Here is a 19678-nt window from a genome sequence, read left to right on the forward strand (position 1 = left end):
AACATATCCGATGGGTGGAGAGATGCTTTGCAACGCGAGTCCCAAGGCTACGTGAGCACCGTCGGCGAGGCATGATCTGGATCAAAGGTGCGCTAAGCTGCGCAGAAAGTTTTGGCTGGACGGCTCACCCTTGGCGAGCGTCAGTGTCAGGAAGGAAAATTTATGTCAGCAACAATCAATCGCCGGTGCCGGGCACGACCGGCCGGTATCCGTGGCGGCGCAAGGAGGCTTCGAGCCAGCGGTTGCCATACCAGCCGCGCGCCAGCAGGTAGCTGAGCTCGGCGCCTGCCATGAGCAATATCATGGGGCCGATGCGCGATTCGCTCGCCAGCTGGCTGCCAAACCACAGGCACGCATCCATCGCCAGCATGAGCAGCAACAGCCACCAGCGGCGCTTGGCCACGGCCCAGAACGAACCCAGCAAAAGCGCCGGCCAGGAAAAGCCCGACCGCACGTAGGCGTAGCGGCCAGCGTCGTCCGCAAACAGGGTGGCGGTGTGTGTCATGCGGTTCTTTTCAGAGAGTGAGCGATGTCAGTCCTCGGCAAGGTGGCAGACGGCTTCGACATTGTGGCCGTCCGGACCCAGCACGAAGGCGCCGTAATAATTCGGGTGATAGATTTCGCGGATGCCAGGCGGGCCATTGTCCGTGCCGCCAGCGGCCAGCGCGGCCGCGTAAAACGCGCGCACCTGCTCGCGGCTGCCAGCCGTAAAGGCGAGATGCATGCCGGCGTGCGGCGTGCCGCCCGCGCCGAACCAGAAGTCAGGCTTGCCGTCCTTGCCCAGGCCGACCCAGCCCTGCACTTCCATCACCACCGACACGCCCAGGGGCGCCAGGGCGGCCGAGAAAAAGGCCTTGCTGGCCTGTGTATCGCTGACAGTCAAACCGATGTGATCAAGAATCATGATGGCATACCGTGGATGTAAAAGACAGGAAGCGCAGTATGCCGCAATGTTACCTTCCTGCCAAGTAAAAAACGACAGGCTGGGGCATCACGGCCACCCTCTGCGCCCGGGTTGCCAGCGGGCCAGTTCTGCCCGCCTGGCTCCCGCTCATCCGGCCCGTCGCCGGGCTGACGGCGACAGGCCGATGTGCGCGATGCCTAGCGCAAATTGCCCGTATGACCCAGCGAATAGCGGCCCGGCTGCGGCCACACGGTCAGGCCGTGCGGTTCCTGGCCGACTTTTACCTTGGCCACGTCGCCGCTGGTCGTATCGATGCGGTACACCACATCGTCGAAACGGCCCGACAGCCACAGATACTTGCCATCGGCACTCACATTGCCCATGTCGGGGCTGCCGCCGCCGGGGATGGGCCAGTTCGCCACCACTTTTTCCGTGGCGAAATCGATCACGCTGACGCTGCCCTTGCCCTTCGGCTTGCCATGAATGCGGTGCGTGCCGCGGTTGGCCACGTATAACTTTTTACCGTCACGGCTGGGGTACAGGCCGTGCGCGCCCACGCCCGTCTGGATGAAGCCGATTTCCTTCAGGGTGGCGCCATCGACGATGTGCACGCCGTCCGCGTCCATGTCGGCGATGAAGAATTTCTTGCCGTCCGGCGAAATGCGTATGTCTTGCGGCATGCCCTTCTTGACGCTGCAGATCTCATTTGCCGGGCCGCCCACGGGACCGGACTCGGCAAAGCGCTTGGCCGGCATCTGCAGTTTCAGGTAGCCATCGACCTTGCGGCCCACCAGGTCGATCTTGGCGATGGTGCCGTCGAACTCGCAGGTGAACATGGCGTAGCGGCCGTCATTCGAGAAATCCGCATGGTTGATGCCGCCGCACTGGGGCGTGTCGATCGAATACTGCACGGCCATGGTCTTCGGATCGCGGAAATCGAGGCGGTGGCGCGCCTCGGCCACGACGATGGCCGACTTGCCGTCCGGCGTGTAATACATATTGTAGGGATCGTCGACGGGCACTTCCTTGCCCGGCTTGCCCGTCAAGGGGTCGATCGGCGTCAGGCTGCCCTTGTCCGTGCGCTCGGCATTGTTCGCCACCCACAGGGTGCGCAAGTCCCACGACGGCACGACGTGCTGCGGGCCGCTGCCCACCTTGAACTTGTCCACCACCTTCAGGCTGTCCTGGTCGATCACGTACACGTCGTTCGAGCGCAGGTTGGGCACGTAGACCCGGCGCAGATGATCCTTGACGACGGGACTCATATTGGTGGGGGCGATGCTGCCATACACGTTTTTCGGGTCCACCAGCGGCGGCATGCCGGGCAGCGGCGAATACGCGGCGGCCGGAGCAGCGGCGGCAGGTGCCGGCGTGCTGGCGCCGATGACCTGGCTGGCCACGCCCAGGCCCGCCAGTGCGGCAGCCAGGGCGGACAGGGTGACGATGGTGCGTCGTTGAGATTTTTTCATGTGATTTCGCGTCTTTTCGTTGCAAAAGCCGGAAGTTACGCACTCCCGGCGGTAGATTATTGATTCCGTTGCAGCAATTTCTTGATGGCGGCCACCGAGCTGTCGACCTGCAATTTGATGCCGATCTGGCCCAGCTCCCGCGTCGCCCGCGTGGCGTCGCCGCGCACGCCGTCGGCCACGCCGGGCTTGGGTCCGTGCGCCATGGCTTCGCTGCGCACCAGCGACGGGTCCGTCGCCAGCATCAGCGCCGCGTCCGCCAAGCCCGCGTGCAGGCCGATCTCGGCACTGCTGTAGCCACGCTTCTGCAGCTCGGCCACGTAGGCCGATTGCGTGACGTCATAGTAATCGAGCAAGGCGTAGGCGCGCGCCTCCTTGCCGCCCGCCCCCTTGCCCCAGGCGCGGTTCAGCTTGTTCGCCACGTTCTGCTCATTCTTTTGATACCCGCCATGGTCGCCGAGAAAAATGATGTCGCGGAAACCATGCTGGCGCAGGCTGGCCGCCGTGCCTTCCAGCACGGCCTCGAAGGCGGCGGGCGGAATGGAAATCGTGCCGGCAAAGCGCATGTGGCCGGCCGGCGGGGAAATGCTTCCTTCCGGCACGTAGGAAACGACGGGCGCGACGATGGTGTTGCCCAGCGTTTGCGCGATCTGGCGCGCCAGCAGCCCGGCGCGCACATTGTGCTTGCCCAGCGCGATATACGGCCCGCTCTGCTCGACACCGCCGATCGGCACCAGCACCGTGGTGGCGCCGTGGTCGATGCGGCTGCGCAGCTCCGTGCTGGTGAGCTCTTCCAGCATGACGCTGTTGCCGGCAGGCGCGGCCGCCAGGGCGGACGCGGCAGGCATCAGGCAGGACAGGGTCAGGGCAAGCAGCACACCGTAGGGCTTGGACGGTCTGGCGGGCGCGCGGGGCGCCAAAGGTACATTCGGCAGGGGGAACTGCAGAGTCATAAGCAAACATCTTTCCAAGGTCAAGGCGTGACGCCGTGCCCGGCCTTGCCAGGCAAGCTGGCTGCCACGCAGGAATTGTATTCCATCATGACGGGAACGGCACGTTAATTTGACGGGGCAGCTTGCAAGGAATTGACCGGGAGCAGCTAGTCTTGCATCAGGGAGGAAACGGCGCCGGCCTGCGCGCCGACCATCCAGATGCCAAGGCGGCCCTGGCAGCTTGGCGCAGGCCATACATCAATGACAATTTTTTCACTAAAACAATATTTATAAAATAATTAGCGATTATGCACTTCGGCAAAAAGCTTAGGCTAGAATACCGCTACCGGGAAGCGTCCCGCCTTCGGACACGCGCTTGCCGCAGCCGCATCCTGCGGCGGGAAATCGCCGCAATATCGCCGGATGGGCAGACATGATGAAGGAACACTGGAAGATGCAATATGGATGCGGTGCTGCGTTGATGTTCCTGCTCGCCGCTGCGGCGCCCGCCCTGGCCCAGGACGGGCGATGCGATGCGGGAGAAGGCAAGGCCGTCGCCTCCCTCGACGAACTGCCGCCCCAGGTCCTGCATCTGCTGGGGCGCGACAAGGCGGGCACTGCGGGCATCGCCGATATCGGCGGGAAATTCAATCCAAGCGACGCCATCGTTGACAGCGCCATACCGATGCGCAGGCTGCTGGGCGGGCGCGCCGCGCCCCATTGCATCGTGCTGGCAGTCGAATACGGTGGCGTGGGCCACTACGAAAGAACGCTGGAATACCGGCTGGCCGGCCAGGAATGGACAGAATTCAAGGCGCCCAATGCGGGCAAGGCGCCAAACTTCCCGCTGCCGGCCAGGCAGTCGCCATGAAGGCCTGCGTGAAGACCTGCGACGAATGCGCAAGCGCATACCGCGACGACGCCAAGGGCATGGCCAGCTTGTGTCCCGAATGCGCCCACGTGCTCTATGGCTTGCCGGCGTGCGGGCACGTCTTCCGCGCAGGCAGATGCCAGACATGCCTGTGGGATGGCAGCAAGAGTGATTTTGTGCAAAAACTGGACAAACAACGTGCGTGATACCCCTCCCCTGCATGCCGGCCCCTCTTCCCGCCATGCTTGCAGCCCATCCGGGAGCCAGCCATGAATGCAGCGAGAACGGGAACGATCGGCGTCATCAGCGCCCTTGGCAGCATCCTTGCGGTATTTCTCGTCTACGCGGGCTGCGAGAGATATTCCTGGGTCGTGAATGCATTTGCCATTGTGTTGAGCGGCCTGGCCATCGGCATGCTCCAGGGATGGTTCGTCCAGCCCGCCCGCCACCGGGCTATCGGCCTGGGCAGCTTCACCGGCATATTGCTGTGCTGGCTTCCGGTAGTCGCCGTAACCTACGGGCTGGCCTTGCTGGCGCTGCCGCTGCTGGCGGCCTTTGCGCTGCTCGTGTTCTTTGGCGCCAGACTGGGCAGCCAGCTGCGCGCGCACTGCGGCAAGTCCGCATAGCCTGCGGCGGCGCCCTCATGCGCCCCGCCAGTCCAGGCAGGCTATTGAGCCGCGTCAATAGGGCGGCGGCCCGATGCCGGGCTGCGGCAAGCAAGCCCCGGCGTGCCGGGGCAGTCACGGGAATCAGCCGCGGGCGCTGCGGCCCGGCAGCGCCAGGCGCCGGCTGGCCGGGGCAGCAGCCGGGGCTGGCAAGCCGCCCGCCACCGTCAGCGATTTACCCTTGGCTTCACCGCGCAGGCGGAACACGGCCACCACGTCGACCAGTTCCACGGCGCGGTCCTGCAGCGAGGATGCCGCTGCGGCCGCCTCTTCCACCAGGGCCGCGTTTTGCTGCGTCACCTGGTCCATCTGCGAAATGGCCTGGTTCACCTGCTCGATGCCGGCGCTCTGCTCGTGGCTGGCGTTGGCGATGTCGCCCATGATGTCCGTCACGCGCAAGATGCTGGCGACGATTTCTTCCATCGTCGCGCCCGCCTGGTCGACCAGCGCGCTGCCCGTGTTGACCTTGTCCACGGAATCTTCGATCAAGCCCTTGATTTCCTTGGCGGCCGCGGCCGAACGCTGGGCCAGGTTGCGCACTTCGGTGGCCACCACGGCGAAGCCACGACCCTGCTCGCCCGCGCGCGCCGCTTCCACGGCCGCATTCAGCGCCAGAATATTGGTCTGGAAGGCAATGCCGTCGATCACGCCGATGATGTCGGCGATCTTCTTCGCCGATTCATTGATGGAACCCATGGTGCCCACCACTTGCGCCACCACGGCGCCGCCCTTGCGGGCCACGTCCGAGGCGGACACTGCCAAGGAATTCGCCTGGCGCGCATTGTCCGTATTCTGGCGCACGGCCGAGGTCAGCTCTTCCAGGCTGGACGCTGTTTCTTCCAGGGAAGACGCCTGCTGCTCCGTGCGCACGGACAGGTCCGCGTTGCCGGCGGAAATCTGCGCGGCCGCTACGCTGACCGTATCGGCCGACGTGCGCACGGTGGCGATCACATCGACGATGCGTTCGAGGAACTTGTTGAAGGCCGTGGCCGTGCGGCCCACTTCATCCATGCGCTCGACGGGCATGGCGGCCGACAGGTCCAGCGAGGCGCTGACGCGCTCCAGGGTGTGTTCGATATTGCCCAGGCCGCCGCTGATGGTGCGGTAGATGTGCCAGGCCAGCGCGCCCGTCAGCAGCACGGCCACGCCCAGCACGGCCAGCATGGTGTTGAAGGCCGTGTCGTAGGCAGCCAGGCTTTCCGCCTTGACGTCGTCGACCAGCTTGTTGTTGTAGGCGATATGGTCATCCATGCTCTTCTTGGCGGCCGCAGCCGTGATGGCCAGCGGCGTGCCAGCCAGCAAGGTGGCGCGCACGCCATCCATGTCGCCCGCGTAGGCGGCGGCAAAGAAAGGCACCAGCGCGCGGCGGTACGCTTCCATGGCGGCCTGGTCGGCGTCCAGCATCTTGCTGTCCGTCGCGTCATAGATGCGCTCGGAACGGTAGGTGGCGATGACCTTGTCGAAATTCGTGTTGGCGTCGGCGACGGCCTTGTCCAGCGCCGTCTTGTCGGCCAGGTTCGAGAAGACGGACAGGCGGTAGCCGGCCAGGCGCGAGTCGGCCAGGAAACCCTTGGCTGCGTTCAAGCCCTGGATGCTGGGGATGATGCGGTTTTGCACGGTATCGAAACGCTCCTGGGCACGCTTGAGCTGCATGGCGCCGCCCGCGCCCAGCAATAGCAGGGCCAGCAAGGCGATGGTCAGGGTCAGAATGAGTTGCTTGGTGATATTCATGGTGTTTCACAGTAAAAAGGGTGGCCTGGCGGGGGCCAGGCAGGATAAATAGCTGCCGATCGGGTGGCCGGGATCGGGAAGCGTGCAGCTCGGCTTTACGCCGCCAGCGGGGCGGCGTCCGGCGTGCGGCGCAGCAAGTCGCCATGCTGGCGGCAGAACGCCAGGCCCGCCTTGTGGCCCACGTCGAACAGCAGCTGCATGTTCGAGCTGGACCAGTCCAGCGTATCGGGCCAGTGTTTCTCGGGGATGCCGCCCATCAGGTCGAGCTTGAGCAGGCGCCGCTTGGGCTGGCCCGTGCGCGCATCCGTGTTGTGTTCGAGCTCGAACAGGCGCAGTTCGCTCTTGGAAATTTTTACCAGCGGCGTGATGATGGAACGCACCCACGCGTCATACAGGTTGCGCGGCTTGCGCAGCAGGCGCTCGTCGCCGAGGATGTCGAGGATGACGAGGGTGTCGGCGTCATGGTGCTCGCCCTTGCCTTCGATAAACGGCTCGAAATTGAGCGTGTCGAGGGCCGCGCCTTCGATGTAGTCATCGCCGGCGATGGTCGTCGGCGCGTACAGGAAGGGGAAGGACAGGGCCGCGCGCACGTGGACGGGCGCGATCTCGTGCTTGCCCCAGATCTGCATGCGGTGTTCGCTGAGGTTGTAGGCATTGATGTAGAAATCGGGACGCATGCGCGCCACGCCGGAAAAGTCCACGGCTTTTTCCAGGAAAGGCAGGTGCGCGCACAGGCCCAGGCTTTTTGCCGACAGGTCCGATGGCGACAGCGACGACACCATCAGCTTGCCCCAGTCCGACCAGGCCGTGGGCATGCCCGCAAACGTTTGCTGGAAGGCCTGGAAAAAGGGATTGTTGGCCGGTGGCTGGAAGGCATCGCGGAAAGTGCTGGCATGCATGCCCGGCTTCTGGAATACCTTGTAGTTGATCGGAATCATCTTGTAGATGCTGTCGGCCACGCCCGTGTCGGCCCAGCTCTGCAGCGCCTGGCGCGGCGTCGCCTCGTGCGGCGACGTGTACAGCAGGCCCATCAGCACACCGGCGCCGGACGCGGAAATGACGTCGAATTCGATGCCCTCGTCGAGGAACGCGGCCAGGGCGCCCGCGATCAAGGTGGAATTTGGTGCGCCGCCACCGAGCAGCAAGCCCGTTTTGCGGGCCGCTTGAATTGTGACGGCCGGTGCCGGATCTGGCGCCGTCGTGGTGACTGTCTTCATGCACACTCCCTGAATAAAACAGGGCTTGCGCCCCTAATTGTTGGTTACTCGCTGCGTACAACGCTGAATTACACCCATGTTTCCGCCAGCATAAAAGGGAAACAATGTTGCAGAAACAGATATGAAATTAACATAAATAAATTCCATATGGCAATTTAAATAACGCATGACTGATATTCAGGAATACCATAAGCTGATGCCCGGCGGCGTAGCGTGGTGCGGCGCAGCAAATAAAAATTCCGCAACGTTAGGAAAAATCTCTTTTGGGGTAGGAATAATCCTCAAGCAGCCGCCACGGCGGCCCTTGGGCATGTCAGCGGGCGGGAAGCGGCGCGGAAAAATGCAGATGGCTGCAGAGGAAGTCGACAAACACGCGGATTTTCGGCGACAGGTGGCGGCTCGACGGCCACAGCACCCAGAACTTGCTGGCAGTGTCCAGGTAGCCGTCCAGCACGGCTTGCAGTTCGCCGCGCGCGATGGCGTCGCGCACGATAAAGTCCGGCAGATAGGCCAGTCCCACGCCCTGCGCCGCGGCGCCGATCAAGGCTTCGATATTGTTGCAGGTCAAGGCAGTGGGCAGGCGCAGTTCGCCGCCGCCATCGCCCTCGGCGTGCCGCACGGCCCATTCCTGCAGCTTGCCCGTGGTGGGGAATTTGTAGCGCACGCAGGCGTGCCGCTCCAGCGCGCGCGGCGTGGCCGGCACGCCGTGGCGGGCAAGATAGGCGGGCGAGCCCACGATGGCAAAGGCGAACGGCCCCAGTTCGCGCGCCATCAGGCGCGAATCCGTCAAGGTGCCGCTGCGCACGGCCACGTCCACGCCCTCGGCCACGACGTCGACGAGGCGGTCGTTGAAATCGAGATCGAGCTCGATCTCGGGATATTGCCGCGTAAAGTCCGCCAGCAGGGGCAGGATGATGCGGTAGCCGATGACGGGCAGGCTCACCTTGAGCTTGCCGCGCGGCGCCTCGGCCAGGTGCGACAGTTCCGCCTCCGCATCGCCCAGGTCGGCCAGGATGCGCTGGCAGCGCTCATAGAACAGCGCGCCTTCGTTGCTCAGGCTGATGCGCCGCGTGCTGCGGTTGAGCAGGCGCACGCCCAGCTTTTCTTCCAGCCGCGCCACGCTCTTGCCCACGGCCGAAGCCGACACGCCGAGCAGGCGCCCGGCCGCCACGTAACTGCAGGTTTCCGCCGCGCGGACGAAGGCGGCAATGCCGTTCAGATTATCCATGCCATGTCAATTCAGGAATATTTGTCCGCTATGAGTGGATTTTCAGCCACTTTTTAAGCTATTGCGTCCATATTATCATCAGATTCCCTCTTTCTGGAAACCTTCCCATGGATACGAATCTCCCCGCACAAGGCGCACATGCCGCTTCCGCCACGGCGCGGCGCGCGCTGGTCCTGGCCGCCGTCTGCCTGGCCGCGCTGTGCATGCCGCTCAGTTTCACGGGACCGGCCATCGCCATCCCCGCCATCGCCGCCGAACTGCGCGCCAGTCCCCTGGCGCTGGCGTGGATCACGAATGCCTTCATGCTCAGTTTTGGCGGCTGCCTGATGGTGGCCGGCGCCCTGGCCGACCGCTATGGCCGCAAGCGCGTCTTCTTGCTGGGCATGGCCCTGTTCTTCCTCGCCGCGCTGTCCCTGGCGGCGGCGCCGTCCATTGTCCTGCTCGATGTGTTGCGCGCCGTGCAGGGCCTCGGCTGCGCCATGGCCCTGTCCAGCGGACTGGCGGCGCTGGCGCAGGAATTCGACGGCGCGGCCCGCGCGCGCGCCTTCAGCCTGATCGGCACGGCCTTCGGCGTGGGCCTGGCCTTCGGCCCCTTCCTCGCGGGCGTGCTCATCGCCCATACGGGCTGGCGCGCCATCTTCATCGCCACGGCGGGCGCCGGCCTGGCCGCCCTGCTTGCCGCCGCGCGCGCCATGCGCGAAACGCGCGACCCGCAGGCGCAGGGCGTGGACTGGCCCGGCGCCCTGACGTTTACGGGCGCCTTGTCCCTGTTTACCTATGGCTTGCTGCAGGCGCCCGATAGCGGCTGGAGCAGCGCTTCCAGCCTGGGCCTGCTCGCAGGCGCCGCGCTGCTGCTGGCCGCCTTCATCCGGGTGGAACGTCGGGCGGCGCGGCCCATGCTGGACTTGAGCCTGTTCCGCCTGCCCGCCTTTGCCGGCGTACAGTTGCTGGCGGCCGCGCCCGCGTTTTCCTTCGTCGTGCTGCTGGTGCTGCTGCCGGCCCGCTTCATCGGTATCGAGGGCTACAGCGCCTTCGACGCGGGACGCATGATGATCGCCCTGTCGGCGCCCATGCTGGTACTGCCCATGCTGGCGGGCCTGGCGGCGCAGCGCTACGCCGCCGCCCGCATCTGCGCCAGCGGCCTGCTGTTGGCGGCGGGCGGCCTGCTGTGGCTATCCACCTGCGCGCCGGGACTGCCGGCCGCCGCCTTGGTCGGCCCCCTGCTGCTGATCGGCTGCGGCATCAGCCTGCCCTGGGGCTTGATGGATGGCCTGGCCATCAGCGTCGTGCCCGTTGAGCGGGCCGGCATGGCGGCCGGCATCTTCAACACGACGCGCGTGGCGGGCGAAGGCCTGGCGCTGGCCATCGTCAGCGCCGTGCTGGGCAGCTTCACCGTGGCGGCGCTGGACGGCGGCATTGCCGGCATCGGCGCGGCACAGGCGGCGCACGCGGGTCCCTTCCTCGCGCTGGGCGAACTGCGCCATGCGGGCGAACTGCTGCCGCAGGCAGGCGCCGCCGACCTGGCGCAAGCGTACGGCACGGCCTTCCGCCACCTGCTGTATGTGCTGGCCGGCATCACGACGGCGTCGGCCCTGCTGATCCTCGCCTTCCTGCGCCATCCGGGCCATGCGGCAACGGACACGGCCGCCCTGCACGCCGGCAAGGCGCAACACTGAACCACCCGGCCTTCCCCATCCCTCCTGCCGTCCACGGCGGCGCCCACGCGCCGCCCCTCCCTGATGTTTCCCCGCAACATACAAAAAGTTTTCAGGAATAAAACTAGTTTACTGATCAAAGCGCTTTGAACTATACTCAAAGCGCTTTGAAACAGAATTAAAGCGCTTTGGCTGTGCAAAGTGATGCACGCCGATCCCACACCTATAAAAACACTGGAGACGCAATGAACCAACATTTCTTGAAAACTTTGCCTGCCGCCGTGGCGTTGGCCTTGAGCGCTTCGGCCGCCCAGGCTGCCCTGCCCATCGATTTCGGCGGCTACATCCGCTCGGGCTTCGGCACCAGCAGCGAAGGCGGCAAGGAAGCCTGTTTCGGCCTGGCCGGCGCCTCGTCCAAGTATCGCCTGGGCAATGAGTGCGAAACCTACGGCGAGCTGAAATTCGGCGGCGAAGCCTTCAAGGCCAGCAATGGCACCACCTTCCGCATCAACACCCTGGTGGCGTTTTCCGTCAACCAGAACCAGGACTGGGAGCAGTCGGACCCGTCGTGGCGCGAAATGAACGTGGTGGCTGACAAGATCGGCTCGGGCGCCTTCGCCGATGCGCGCGCCTGGGTGGGCAAGCGCTACTACGACCGCCAGGACGTGCACATCACCGATTACTACTTCTGGAATAACAGCGGCCCCGGCGCCGGCCTGGAAAACATCGACCTGGGCGCCGCCAAGCTGGCCTACGCCATCGTGCGCACGGCCGACGACGGCGACAGCAAGCGCATGGGCCTGTCCCACGACCTGCGCTTCTCCGGCATCAAGGTCAACCCGGACGGCGAACTGACGCTGGGCCTGCAATACAACCAGAAACGCAATGCCCAGGGCGCCGCCCCCATCGCCAGCGGCCACTTGCTGACCATCATGCATACGCAAGGCAACCTGCTGGGCGGCTTCAATAAAGTGGCATTGCAGTTCGGCAAGGGCAGCGCCGCCAACACGGGCGGCTTCAGCCTGGGCGCCAACAGCAATGACAAGGTCACGCGCCTGACGGAACAGATCATGATCCAGCCGAAGGGCGCCTGGTCGGGCATGGGCACCTTCGTCTACGAAGACAAGGAAACGGCGGGCGTGAGCAGCAAGTGGACGTCGATCGGCGCGCGCCCCGTCTACCACTTCACGGACAACTACAGCCTGGCCGTGGAACTGGGCCACGACATCGTCAAGCCGGAAGGGGGCGAAAGCCGCAACCTGACCAAGCTGACCTTCGCCCCGCAACTGTCGGCCGGCAACAGCTTCTGGTCGCGCCCCGTGCTGCGCGCCTTCTACACCTACGCCAAGTGGAACAAGGCAGCCCAGTCGGCCGCCGCGGCGGAATCGGCCCTGTCGTCGACGGGCGTGTTTGGCGGCAAGACCAATGGCAGCTCCATGGGTTTCCAGGTCGAATCCTGGTGGTAAGAGCATCTGAGAAACGTCCATGGCGGCGTTGCAAGGGCTAGCCGTACTAGCGTACTGTCTTCGCCCTTGCGCCTGGCCCTGAACGTTTTATCAGCCGCTCTCTATTAATGAGAGGCATCCCACACTGGCTGATGCCGCAAGGCGCCAGCCTCTGGCAGCAACACCGCCCGCTTATCCAGGGGCAAGCAAGATCCGGACCCACCATTTCGCCGCTGCACGCGATGGCCGGCAGCTTCAATGTAGTGATTCAGCAGTATCCTCTTTTCACGCGGGCGCCCCTGGGTTTGCCCGCGTATTTTTTTTCCTGCGGCCGCTACGGATCACTACCCTGATCACCACGGCATTTATCAGATAAACTATCCCACATCGCACCGCGCCGCCTCCGTCAACCCACGGACGCCGGCAGCGGCAAGAACCACCCAGGAAAGCCCCCGACTGCAGCATCCATGAACCTCAAAAATCTCGCCAAAACGCTAGGAATATCCGAAACCACCGTCAGCCGCGCCTTGAATGGCTATCCGGAAGTGAGTGAACGCACGCGCGAACGGGTGCTGGCCGCCGCGCAGGCGGCCGGCTACCGGCCCAATCCCATGGCGCGCAGCCTGGCCGTGGGACGCACGAATATCGTCGGCATCATCTACCCGCTGATGCCCAACGACCTGGCCGACCCCATGTTCATCGAGATCGTGGGCGGCATGTCGGAAGCGCTGGAAGCGCAGCAGATGGACATGATCATCGCCCCCGCCTCGGCCAGCAAGGAATTTTCCACCTATGAACGCATGGTCAAGGGGCGCCGTATCGACGGCCTGATCGTCGGGCGCACGAAACCGTTCGACGAGCGCATCGCCTACCTGGCGCAGCAGGGCATGCCCTTTGTCGCGCACGGCCGCACGCAGCTGAACCAGCCGCATGCGTGGTTCGACTACGACAACGAGGCGGGCATGCGCCTGGCCGTCGAGCGCCTGGCGCAGCTGGGCCACCAGCGCATCGGCCTGATCAGCGCCACGCCGGACCTGAACTTCGTGCGCCAGCGCGTCGAGAGTTTCCAGCACGCCATGCAGGCGGGCGGCCTGGCCGTCGATCCGGACAACCTGGTCGACAACGCGCACGACCGCCGCGCCGGCTACCAGGCCATGCAGCGCCTGCTGGCCCGCTCGCCCCGCCCTACCGCCGTCATCGTCGACAACCACATGTCGGGCGTGGGCGCCGTGCGCGCCCTGCTCGACGCGGGCATCGCCATCGGCCGCGACATGTCGCTGATCGTCTGGGGCGTGATGGAAGATTCCCTGGCCGGCCACAACGTCACCACCGTCGTCCAGCCCGACCCGCGCGGCGCCGGCGCGAAGATGATCCAGATGCTGCTGGCCCTGCTCGACGGCACGCCCGCCACGGACCTGCAGGAACTGTGGCCATGCGAACTGTTGCCGGGCGAGTCAGCCGGGCCTGTCGTCAACACCTGATTTACCTCTTCATTGCGAAACCCGTTGACTACCGGGGTCAGTCACTGCGTGATCGGAATGCGCCCCATCGGGACGCATTCCCCCGGCGGGTCTGACCCGGCTCTCCCGTCTTGTTGTCCTGAATCACCCTCATAAAAAAATCGTATGTCTGGCGCGTGTATCGCTTTACTTTTCAAAGCGCTTTGGACTATACTCATTTCATACTCAAAGCGCTTTGAATTTCAAAATAAGACGTTCGCCTACCAACCAGCAGCGCCGCCCTGATAGCTGAAGCTACAGGCACTTTTAAGAAATCATTCATGCCAACCATCAAGAACAATCTCGCCCACCTGCCCGCCGACTGGTGGCGCAGCGCCGTCATCTACCAGGTCTATCCACGCAGCTTCCTCGACAGCAATGGCGACGGCATCGGCGACTTGCCCGGCATTACTTCCAAACTTGACTACATCGCCGCCCTGGGCGCCGACATCGTGTGGATTTCGCCCTTCTTCACGTCGCCAATGAAAGACTTCGGCTACGACGTGGCCGATTTCTGCGACGTCGATCCCATGTTTGGCACCCTGGCCGATTTCGACCGCCTCGTGGCGCGCGCCCATGAACTGGGCCTGAAAGTGATGATCGACCAGGTGCTGTCGCACTCGTCCGACGTCCACCCGTGGTTCGTGGAAAGCCGCGCGAGCCGCGACAATGCCAAGGCAGACTGGTATGTATGGGCCGACCAGAAGCCGGACGGCACGGCGCCGAACAACTGGCTGTCCGTGTTTGGCGGTTCCGCCTGGCAATGGGAACCGCGCCGCGGCCAGTACTATCTGCACGATTTCCTCGCCAGCCAGCCCGACCTGAATTTCCACAACCCGGCCGTGCAGCAGGCGCAACTGGACAACCTGCGTTTCTGGCTGGAACGGGGCGTCGACGGTTTCCGTTTCGACTCCTGCAACTTCCCCTACCACGACCAGCTGTTGCGCGACAATCCACCCGCCGCGCAGCGCGATGCGAGCAGCGTGTCGGCCATCAACCCCTACGGCATGCAGGCGCACGTGTACGACAAGACGCAGCCGGAAAACATCGCTTATTTGCAGCGCGTGCGCGCCATCCTTGATGAATACCAGGCCATTTCCATCGGCGAAGTGGGCGACGACAATGCGCTGGCCACGATGGCGGCCTACACGGGCGCCGACAAGCTGCACATGGCTTACAGTTTCAACCTGCTGACGGCGGAGTTTTCCGCCGCGCACATCCGTACCCAGGTGGAAGAATTCGAAGCGCAAGTGGCCGACGGCTGGGCTTCCTGGTCCGTGGGCAACCACGACAGCGTGCGCGTCATGACGCGCTGGGGCGGAGATAATCCGTCGCCCACGCTGGCCAAGGTGGTGCTGGCCGTGCAGGCGGCATTGAAGGGCACGCCGTGCCTGTACCAGGGCGACGAGCTGGCCCTGACGGAAGCGGACCTGCCCTTCGAGGCGCTGCAAGACCCGTACGGCATCCCGTTCTGGCCCCAGTTCAAGGGCCGCGACGGCTGCCGCACGCCGATGCCGTGGGCGGCCGAGGCGCCGCACGGCGGCTTCAGCAGCGCCACACCGTGGCTGCCCGTGCCGCCCGAGCACCTGCAGCGCGCCGTCGACGTGGAACAGCGCGATAGCGCCTCGCCTTTGACATTTGCGCAAAACATCCTCGCCTGGCGCCGCAGCCAGCCGCAATTGCTGCAGGGCGACATCACCTTCTTCGATGCGCCGGAACCCGTGCTGGCCTTCCGCCGCGACCTGGCGGGACAGCCATCCGTGCTGGCCGCCTTCAACCTGGGCACGCAAGCACTCACGTTCGCCTGGCCGGATGCGGCGCAAGCGGCCGACCTGGCCGGTCACGGCTTGCCGGGCAGCCAGCACGCCGGCCAGATCACCCTGCCCGCGCATGGCGGCTGGTTCGGCACCCTGGCGTAAATCGCAGGCATTGGCGGCCATGCCGCCAATTACAATAACGAGCCCCGCGCATCAGCGGGGCCAAATTGAGAGAACGAGGACGACATGGCTGGACTGAAGTTAACAGGCCTGAAGAAGGCATATGGCGACGTGCAAACCCTGCACGGCATCGACCTGGAGATCGCCGATGGCGAATTCATGGTCTTCGTGGGCCCGTCGGGTTGCGGCAAGTCCACCTTGCTGCGCAGCATCTGCGGCCTGGAAGAAATCAGCGGCGGCGACTTGTTCATCGGCAAGACCCGCATGAACGACGTGCCGCCCGCCAAGCGCGGCATCGCCATGGTGTTCCAGAGCTACGCGCTGTATCCGCACATGAGCGTGGCCCAGAACATGGCCTTCGGCCTGAAACTGGCCGGCATGAGCAAGGTCCAGATCGCCGACGCCGTGCAGCGCGCCGCGCAGATCCTGCGCATCGAGCCCTTGCTCGAACGCAAACCAAAAGACTTGTCGGGCGGCCAGCGCCAGCGCGTGGCCATCGGCCGCGCCATCGTGCGCAAACCCGATGTCTTCCTGTTCGACGAACCGCTGTCCAACCTGGACGCCTCGCTGCGCGTGCAGATGCGCATCGAACTGGCGAACCTGCACCGCGAATTGCGCTCGACCATGATATACGTCACGCATGACCAGGTCGAGGCGATGACCCTGGCCGACCGCATCGTCGTGCTCAACGCGGGACGCATCGAACAGGTGGGCGCGCCGCTGGAGTTGTACCACCACCCCGCCAATCTGTTCGTGGCCGGCTTCCTCGGTTCACCCCGCATGAACTTCCTCAAGGGCAAGATCCACAGCTATGCCGACGGCGTGGCCACCATTGCCACCAGCGCGGGCGGCTTGCTGCAGGCGGCACTCGAGCAGCCGCTGGCCAGCGGCACCCCCGTCACCATCGGCGCGCGCCCCGAGCACGTGCAGGCCTGCGCGCCCGGCGCCGCCGCCGCCATCACGGCCACCGTGCAGGCGGTGGAGAAGCTGGGCGACATCAGCTATCTGTACGTGCAGGTGCCGGGCGGCGACGAGCCGCTGGTGGTGCGCGCCGACGCGGAAACCGACTGGAGCATCGGACAATCGGTTTCCCTGCAGGTGGCGCCCGCCCGCGTCCACGTATTTGACGAGCACGGCCAGACCCGCACCTGATCTACCCGCTTTAGGGGCCAGGCGCTACAGGCGCCGCCTGGCCTGGTTGCATGTTTCAGCCTTGATACTCAACATAAACTTAGCATAAAAAAAGATACTGGAGATTGACATGTCCTACACGAACCCGAAACGCAGCTTCATCAAAACCACCCTGCTCGCCGCCGCCCTGGCCGGCATCGGCAACCTGGCCGCCGTCAGCATGGCCAACGCGGCCGAAGCAGGCACCCTGTTGATCTGGATCAATGGCGACAAGGGCTACAAGGGCCTGGCCAAGGTCGGCGAGGAATTCACCAAGAAGACGGGCGTCAAGGTCGTCGTCGAGCACCCGGAAGATGCGCCGAACAAATTCCAGCAAGCGGCCGCCGCCGGCAAGGGCCCGGACATCTGGATCTGGCCGCATGACCGCATCGGCACCTGGATCGACGCGGGCTTGCTGCAGCCATTGACGCCAAGCAAGGAAGCGCGCGCCGCCATCCTGCCGCTGGCCTGGAACGCATTTACCGTGGGCGGCAAGACCTGGGGCTACCCGATCTCGATCGAAGCCGTCGCCCTCGTCTACAACAAGGACCTGGTGCCGAACCCGCCAAAGACCTTCGAGGAAATCGCCGCGCTGGACAAGAAACTCTCCGCACAAGGCAAGAAAGCCATCCTGTGGGATTACACGAATACCTATTTCACGTGGCCGCTGCTGGGCGCGGGCGGCGGCTTCCCTTTTGAAGTCAAGTCCGACGGCCGCTACGATGCAGCGAAAACCGGCGTGAACAATGCCGGTTCGCAAGCCGGCGTGAATGCGCTGATGACCCTGATCAACAGCGGCGCCATGCCGAAGGGCGCGGGCTACGCGGAAATGGAAGCGGGCTTTAACCAGGGCAAGATCGCCATGATGATCAACGGCCCCTGGTCGTGGGACAACGCGCGCAAATCGAAGATCAATTTCGGCGTGGCAACGATTCCGACCGTGGCAGGCAAGACGGCCACGCCATTCGTAGGCGTGCTGGGCGCGATGATTTCGAAAGCCAGCCCGAACAAGGACCTGGCGACGGAATTCCTGGAAAACCAGATGCTGCAGCTCAATGGCCTGAAAACCATCAATGCCGACGTCCCGCTGGGCACGCCAGCTAATAAAGTGCTGTTCGCGGAATTGAAAGCCAATCCGAATATCCAGGCGACGATGGAAAGCGCGCAGGCGGGGCGCCCGATGCCGAACAACCCGGAAATGGGCCGCTTCTGGTCGTCGATGCAATCGGCGCTGGAAAACATCACGCAGGGCCGCCAGACCACCAAGGATGGCCTGGATGCGGCGGCGAAGCGGATTACGACCGCCAATTAAGCCATATTTTGATTGAGCGTAGGTCGGATTAGCGTGTAGCGCGTAATCCGACATGTGCCGCAAACAATGTTGTCGGATTACGGCCCTTTGGGCCTAATCCGACCTACGTATCATTACAGGTATCCATCGTGCGCAAGTTTATCGGCCCTACGGTATTGACCATCAGCATGGCGCTGGGTCTGTATCTGCTCTTCATGTTGTACATTTCCGGCCAGACCATGCTGGCCGCCGTCTTCCTCGGCTTGCTGACCCTGACGACGTTCGTCTTCACGTCGCCGCGCGCCTATGCCTACCGTTATCTGTTTCCCGGCATCACGGCGGTAATCGTCTTCGTGCTGTTGCCGATGGTGTACACGGTGTCGATCGGCTTTACCAATTTCAGTTCGCGCAACCTGCTCACCTATGAACGGGCGACGCAATACCTGCTCGACGAGACGCAGAGGGTGGAAAGCACGGGCTACGCGCTGACAGTGCACCCGGACAACAAGGAATACCGCTTGCGCCTGGAAAGCCCGGACACGGGCGAAGTGCTGTTGACGCAGCCGCTGGCCCTCAAGCGCGCCGTACCGCTGAAGGTGGAAGTGGCGCCGCTGGACCCCGTGCAGGCACCCGTGCTGGCCCCTGCCCTGCCCATCAAGGACATCATCGCCCTGCAAAAGGATTTGAAGCTGCTGACGCTCATCCTGCCGAACAGGATCGAGCTGCGCATGGTGGGCTTGCGCGAATTCGGCCCCGTCGCGCATGTCTACAAGCAGTTGCCGGACAAGACCCTCAAAAAAGTCGCCACGGGCGAACTCGTGACACCGAACTTCAAGACGGGTTTTTATGAAATGCCGGACGGCACCAAACTGGAACCGGGCTTCAAGGTCAACGTGGGCTTCGCCAATTTTGTGAAGATTTTCTCCGATGAAGCGTTCCGCGGCCCTTTCCTGCGCATTTTCGTCTGGACCATCGTCTTCGCCCTGATCAGCGTGGCCACCACGACGGGCCTGGGCATGGCCCTGGCCGTGCTCTTGAACTGGGATGCGCTGCGCTTCCGCGGCCTGTACCGTACCCTGCTGTTCCTGCCCTACGCCGTGCCGGGCTTCATCTCCATCCTGGTCTTTAAAGGTTTGTTCAATAATAACTTTGGCGAAATCAACCTCGTGCTCGACGCCTTGTTCGGCATCAAGCCCGCCTGGTTCTCGGACACCACCCTGGCCAAGGCGATGATTTTGATCGTCAACACCTGGCTGGGCTACCCCTACATGATGGTGGTGTGCATGGGCCTGATCAAGGCGATCCCGGCTGACCTGTACGAAGCGTCGGCCCTGGCCGGCGCGGGACCGCTGACGAATTTCTTCAAGATAACGTTACCCCTGATCATCAAGCCGCTGACACCGCTGATGGTGGCCAGCCTGGGTTTCAATTTCAATAATTTTGTGCTGATCAGCTTGCTGACGGGCGGGCGACCGGATTTCCTCGATACCACCTTGCCGGCCGGCACCACGGACTTGCTCGTGTCCTACACCTACCGCATCGCGTTCGAGGATTCGGGCCAGAACTTCGGCCTGGCCGCCGCCATCTCGACCCTGATCTTCTTCCTCGTGGCCGCGATTTCGCTGGTCAACATGCGCCTGACGCGCATGAACAAAGCATAAAGGACA

16 protein-coding genes are annotated in these 19678 nt (G+C 64.0%); 9 read left to right on the forward strand and 7 right to left on the reverse strand.

Annotated elements, in window-relative coordinates; genetic code table 11:
- Positions 1–175: 175 nt before the first annotated feature.
- From AC07VL_RS12105 to AC07VL_RS12120, 4 genes are all read right to left on the reverse strand, one after another.
- On the reverse strand, positions 176–505 hold the full coding sequence (locus AC07VL_RS12105; protein ID WP_494806058.1) for a DUF2628 domain-containing protein: 330 nt from the start codon (positions 503–505) through the stop codon (positions 176–178).
- 27 nt (positions 506–532) lie between these two features.
- The gene (locus tag AC07VL_RS12110; RefSeq protein WP_290601384.1) at positions 533–904 is read right to left on the reverse strand and encodes a VOC family protein; all 372 of its coding nucleotides are present in this window, start codon (positions 902–904) and stop codon (positions 533–535) included.
- A 197-nt stretch (positions 905–1101) separates the two neighbouring features.
- On the reverse strand, positions 1102–2373 hold the full coding sequence (locus tag AC07VL_RS12115) for a YncE family protein (RefSeq protein WP_494806059.1): 1272 nt from the start codon (positions 2371–2373) through the stop codon (positions 1102–1104).
- Positions 2374–2429: 56 nt separating this feature from the next.
- The gene (locus AC07VL_RS12120; RefSeq protein WP_494806129.1) at positions 2430–3323 is read right to left on the reverse strand and encodes a creatininase family protein; all 894 of its coding nucleotides are present in this window, start codon (positions 3321–3323) and stop codon (positions 2430–2432) included.
- Positions 3324–3735: 412 nt separating this feature from the next.
- On the opposite strand from AC07VL_RS12120, the gene AC07VL_RS12125 reads away from it, so the two are divergent.
- Together AC07VL_RS12125 and AC07VL_RS12130 are read left to right on the forward strand one after the other, a co-directional pair.
- Entirely contained in the window at positions 3736–4173 is a 438-nt protein-coding gene (locus tag AC07VL_RS12125; protein WP_494806060.1) for a hypothetical protein, read from the forward strand.
- A 269-nt stretch (positions 4174–4442) separates the two neighbouring features.
- Positions 4443–4799, forward strand: a complete 357-nt coding sequence (locus AC07VL_RS12130) for a hypothetical protein (protein WP_494806061.1) — start codon at positions 4443–4445, stop codon at positions 4797–4799.
- A 123-nt stretch (positions 4800–4922) separates the two neighbouring features.
- On the opposite strand, the gene AC07VL_RS12135 is transcribed toward AC07VL_RS12130, so the two are convergent.
- From AC07VL_RS12135 to AC07VL_RS12145, 3 genes are all read right to left on the reverse strand, one after another.
- Entirely contained in the window at positions 4923–6569 is a 1647-nt protein-coding gene (locus AC07VL_RS12135) for a methyl-accepting chemotaxis protein (RefSeq protein WP_494806062.1), read from the reverse strand.
- A 95-nt stretch (positions 6570–6664) separates the two neighbouring features.
- A complete protein-coding gene (locus AC07VL_RS12140) occupies positions 6665–7786 on the reverse strand; it encodes a patatin-like phospholipase family protein (RefSeq protein ID WP_494806063.1) in 1122 nt (373 codons plus the stop codon).
- 313 nt (positions 7787–8099) lie between these two features.
- Positions 8100–9014 carry a LysR family transcriptional regulator gene (locus tag AC07VL_RS12145; protein WP_494806064.1) on the reverse strand — a complete coding sequence of 305 codons (915 nt, stop codon included), beginning with the start codon at positions 9012–9014 and terminating at the stop codon, positions 8100–8102.
- Positions 9015–9121: 107 nt separating this feature from the next.
- On the opposite strand from AC07VL_RS12145, the gene AC07VL_RS12150 reads away from it, so the two are divergent.
- The 7 genes from AC07VL_RS12150 (at position 9122) to malF (ending at position 19672) form a co-directional block, all read left to right on the forward strand.
- On the forward strand, positions 9122–10690 hold the full coding sequence (locus AC07VL_RS12150; protein ID WP_494806065.1) for an MFS transporter: 1569 nt from the start codon (positions 9122–9124) through the stop codon (positions 10688–10690).
- Between the two features lie 224 nt (positions 10691–10914).
- Positions 10915–12135, forward strand: a complete 1221-nt coding sequence (locus AC07VL_RS12155; RefSeq protein ID WP_494806066.1) for a maltoporin — start codon at positions 10915–10917, stop codon at positions 12133–12135.
- Positions 12136–12581: 446 nt separating this feature from the next.
- Positions 12582–13595: a substrate-binding domain-containing protein gene (locus AC07VL_RS12160; RefSeq protein ID WP_494806067.1), complete on the forward strand. Its 1014-nt coding sequence runs from the start codon at positions 12582–12584 to the stop codon at positions 13593–13595.
- Between the two features lie 299 nt (positions 13596–13894).
- Positions 13895–15532: an alpha-amylase family glycosyl hydrolase gene (locus AC07VL_RS12165; protein ID WP_494806068.1), complete on the forward strand. Its 1638-nt coding sequence runs from the start codon at positions 13895–13897 to the stop codon at positions 15530–15532.
- 84 nt (positions 15533–15616) lie between these two features.
- The gene (locus AC07VL_RS12170; protein ID WP_494806069.1) at positions 15617–16702 is read left to right on the forward strand and encodes an ABC transporter ATP-binding protein; all 1086 of its coding nucleotides are present in this window, start codon (positions 15617–15619) and stop codon (positions 16700–16702) included.
- A 109-nt stretch (positions 16703–16811) separates the two neighbouring features.
- Positions 16812–18032 (forward strand): maltose/maltodextrin ABC transporter substrate-binding protein MalE, encoded by a 1221-nt coding sequence (gene malE / locus AC07VL_RS12175; RefSeq protein ID WP_494806070.1) that lies wholly within the window; start codon positions 16812–16814, stop codon positions 18030–18032.
- A 128-nt stretch (positions 18033–18160) separates the two neighbouring features.
- Positions 18161–19672, forward strand: a complete 1512-nt coding sequence (malF, locus tag AC07VL_RS12180) for a maltose ABC transporter permease MalF (protein ID WP_494806071.1) — start codon at positions 18161–18163, stop codon at positions 19670–19672.
- Positions 19673–19678: the final 6 nt, after the last annotated feature.

The organism is Janthinobacterium sp. GW821-FHT03C08 (genome assembly GCF_059420905.1).

Coding starts and splice junctions, on each gene's coding strand:
- AC07VL_RS12150 (WP_494806065.1), top strand. CDS start 9,122: ATGGATACGAATCTCCCCGCACAAGGCGCACATGCCGCTTCCGCCACG.
- AC07VL_RS12160 (WP_494806067.1), top strand. CDS start 12,582: ATGAACCTCAAAAATCTCGCCAAAACGCTAGGAATATCCGAAACCACC.
- AC07VL_RS12105 (WP_494806058.1), bottom strand. CDS start 505: ATGACACACACCGCCACCCTGTTTGCGGACGACGCTGGCCGCTACGCC.
- AC07VL_RS12165 (WP_494806068.1), top strand. CDS start 13,895: ATGCCAACCATCAAGAACAATCTCGCCCACCTGCCCGCCGACTGGTGG.
- AC07VL_RS12125 (WP_494806060.1), top strand. CDS start 3,736: ATGATGAAGGAACACTGGAAGATGCAATATGGATGCGGTGCTGCGTTG.
- AC07VL_RS12140 (WP_494806063.1), bottom strand. CDS start 7,786: ATGAAGACAGTCACCACGACGGCGCCAGATCCGGCACCGGCCGTCACA.
- AC07VL_RS12130 (WP_494806061.1), top strand. CDS start 4,443: ATGAATGCAGCGAGAACGGGAACGATCGGCGTCATCAGCGCCCTTGGC.
- AC07VL_RS12155 (WP_494806066.1), top strand. CDS start 10,915: ATGAACCAACATTTCTTGAAAACTTTGCCTGCCGCCGTGGCGTTGGCC.
- AC07VL_RS12115 (WP_494806059.1), bottom strand. CDS start 2,373: ATGAAAAAATCTCAACGACGCACCATCGTCACCCTGTCCGCCCTGGCT.
- AC07VL_RS12120 (WP_494806129.1), bottom strand. CDS start 3,323: ATGACTCTGCAGTTCCCCCTGCCGAATGTACCTTTGGCGCCCCGCGCG.
- AC07VL_RS12170 (WP_494806069.1), top strand. CDS start 15,617: ATGGCTGGACTGAAGTTAACAGGCCTGAAGAAGGCATATGGCGACGTG.
- AC07VL_RS12110 (WP_290601384.1), bottom strand. CDS start 904: ATGATTCTTGATCACATCGGTTTGACTGTCAGCGATACACAGGCCAGC.
- AC07VL_RS12145 (WP_494806064.1), bottom strand. CDS start 9,014: ATGGATAATCTGAACGGCATTGCCGCCTTCGTCCGCGCGGCGGAAACC.
- malE (WP_494806070.1), top strand. CDS start 16,812: ATGTCCTACACGAACCCGAAACGCAGCTTCATCAAAACCACCCTGCTC.
- AC07VL_RS12135 (WP_494806062.1), bottom strand. CDS start 6,569: ATGAATATCACCAAGCAACTCATTCTGACCCTGACCATCGCCTTGCTG.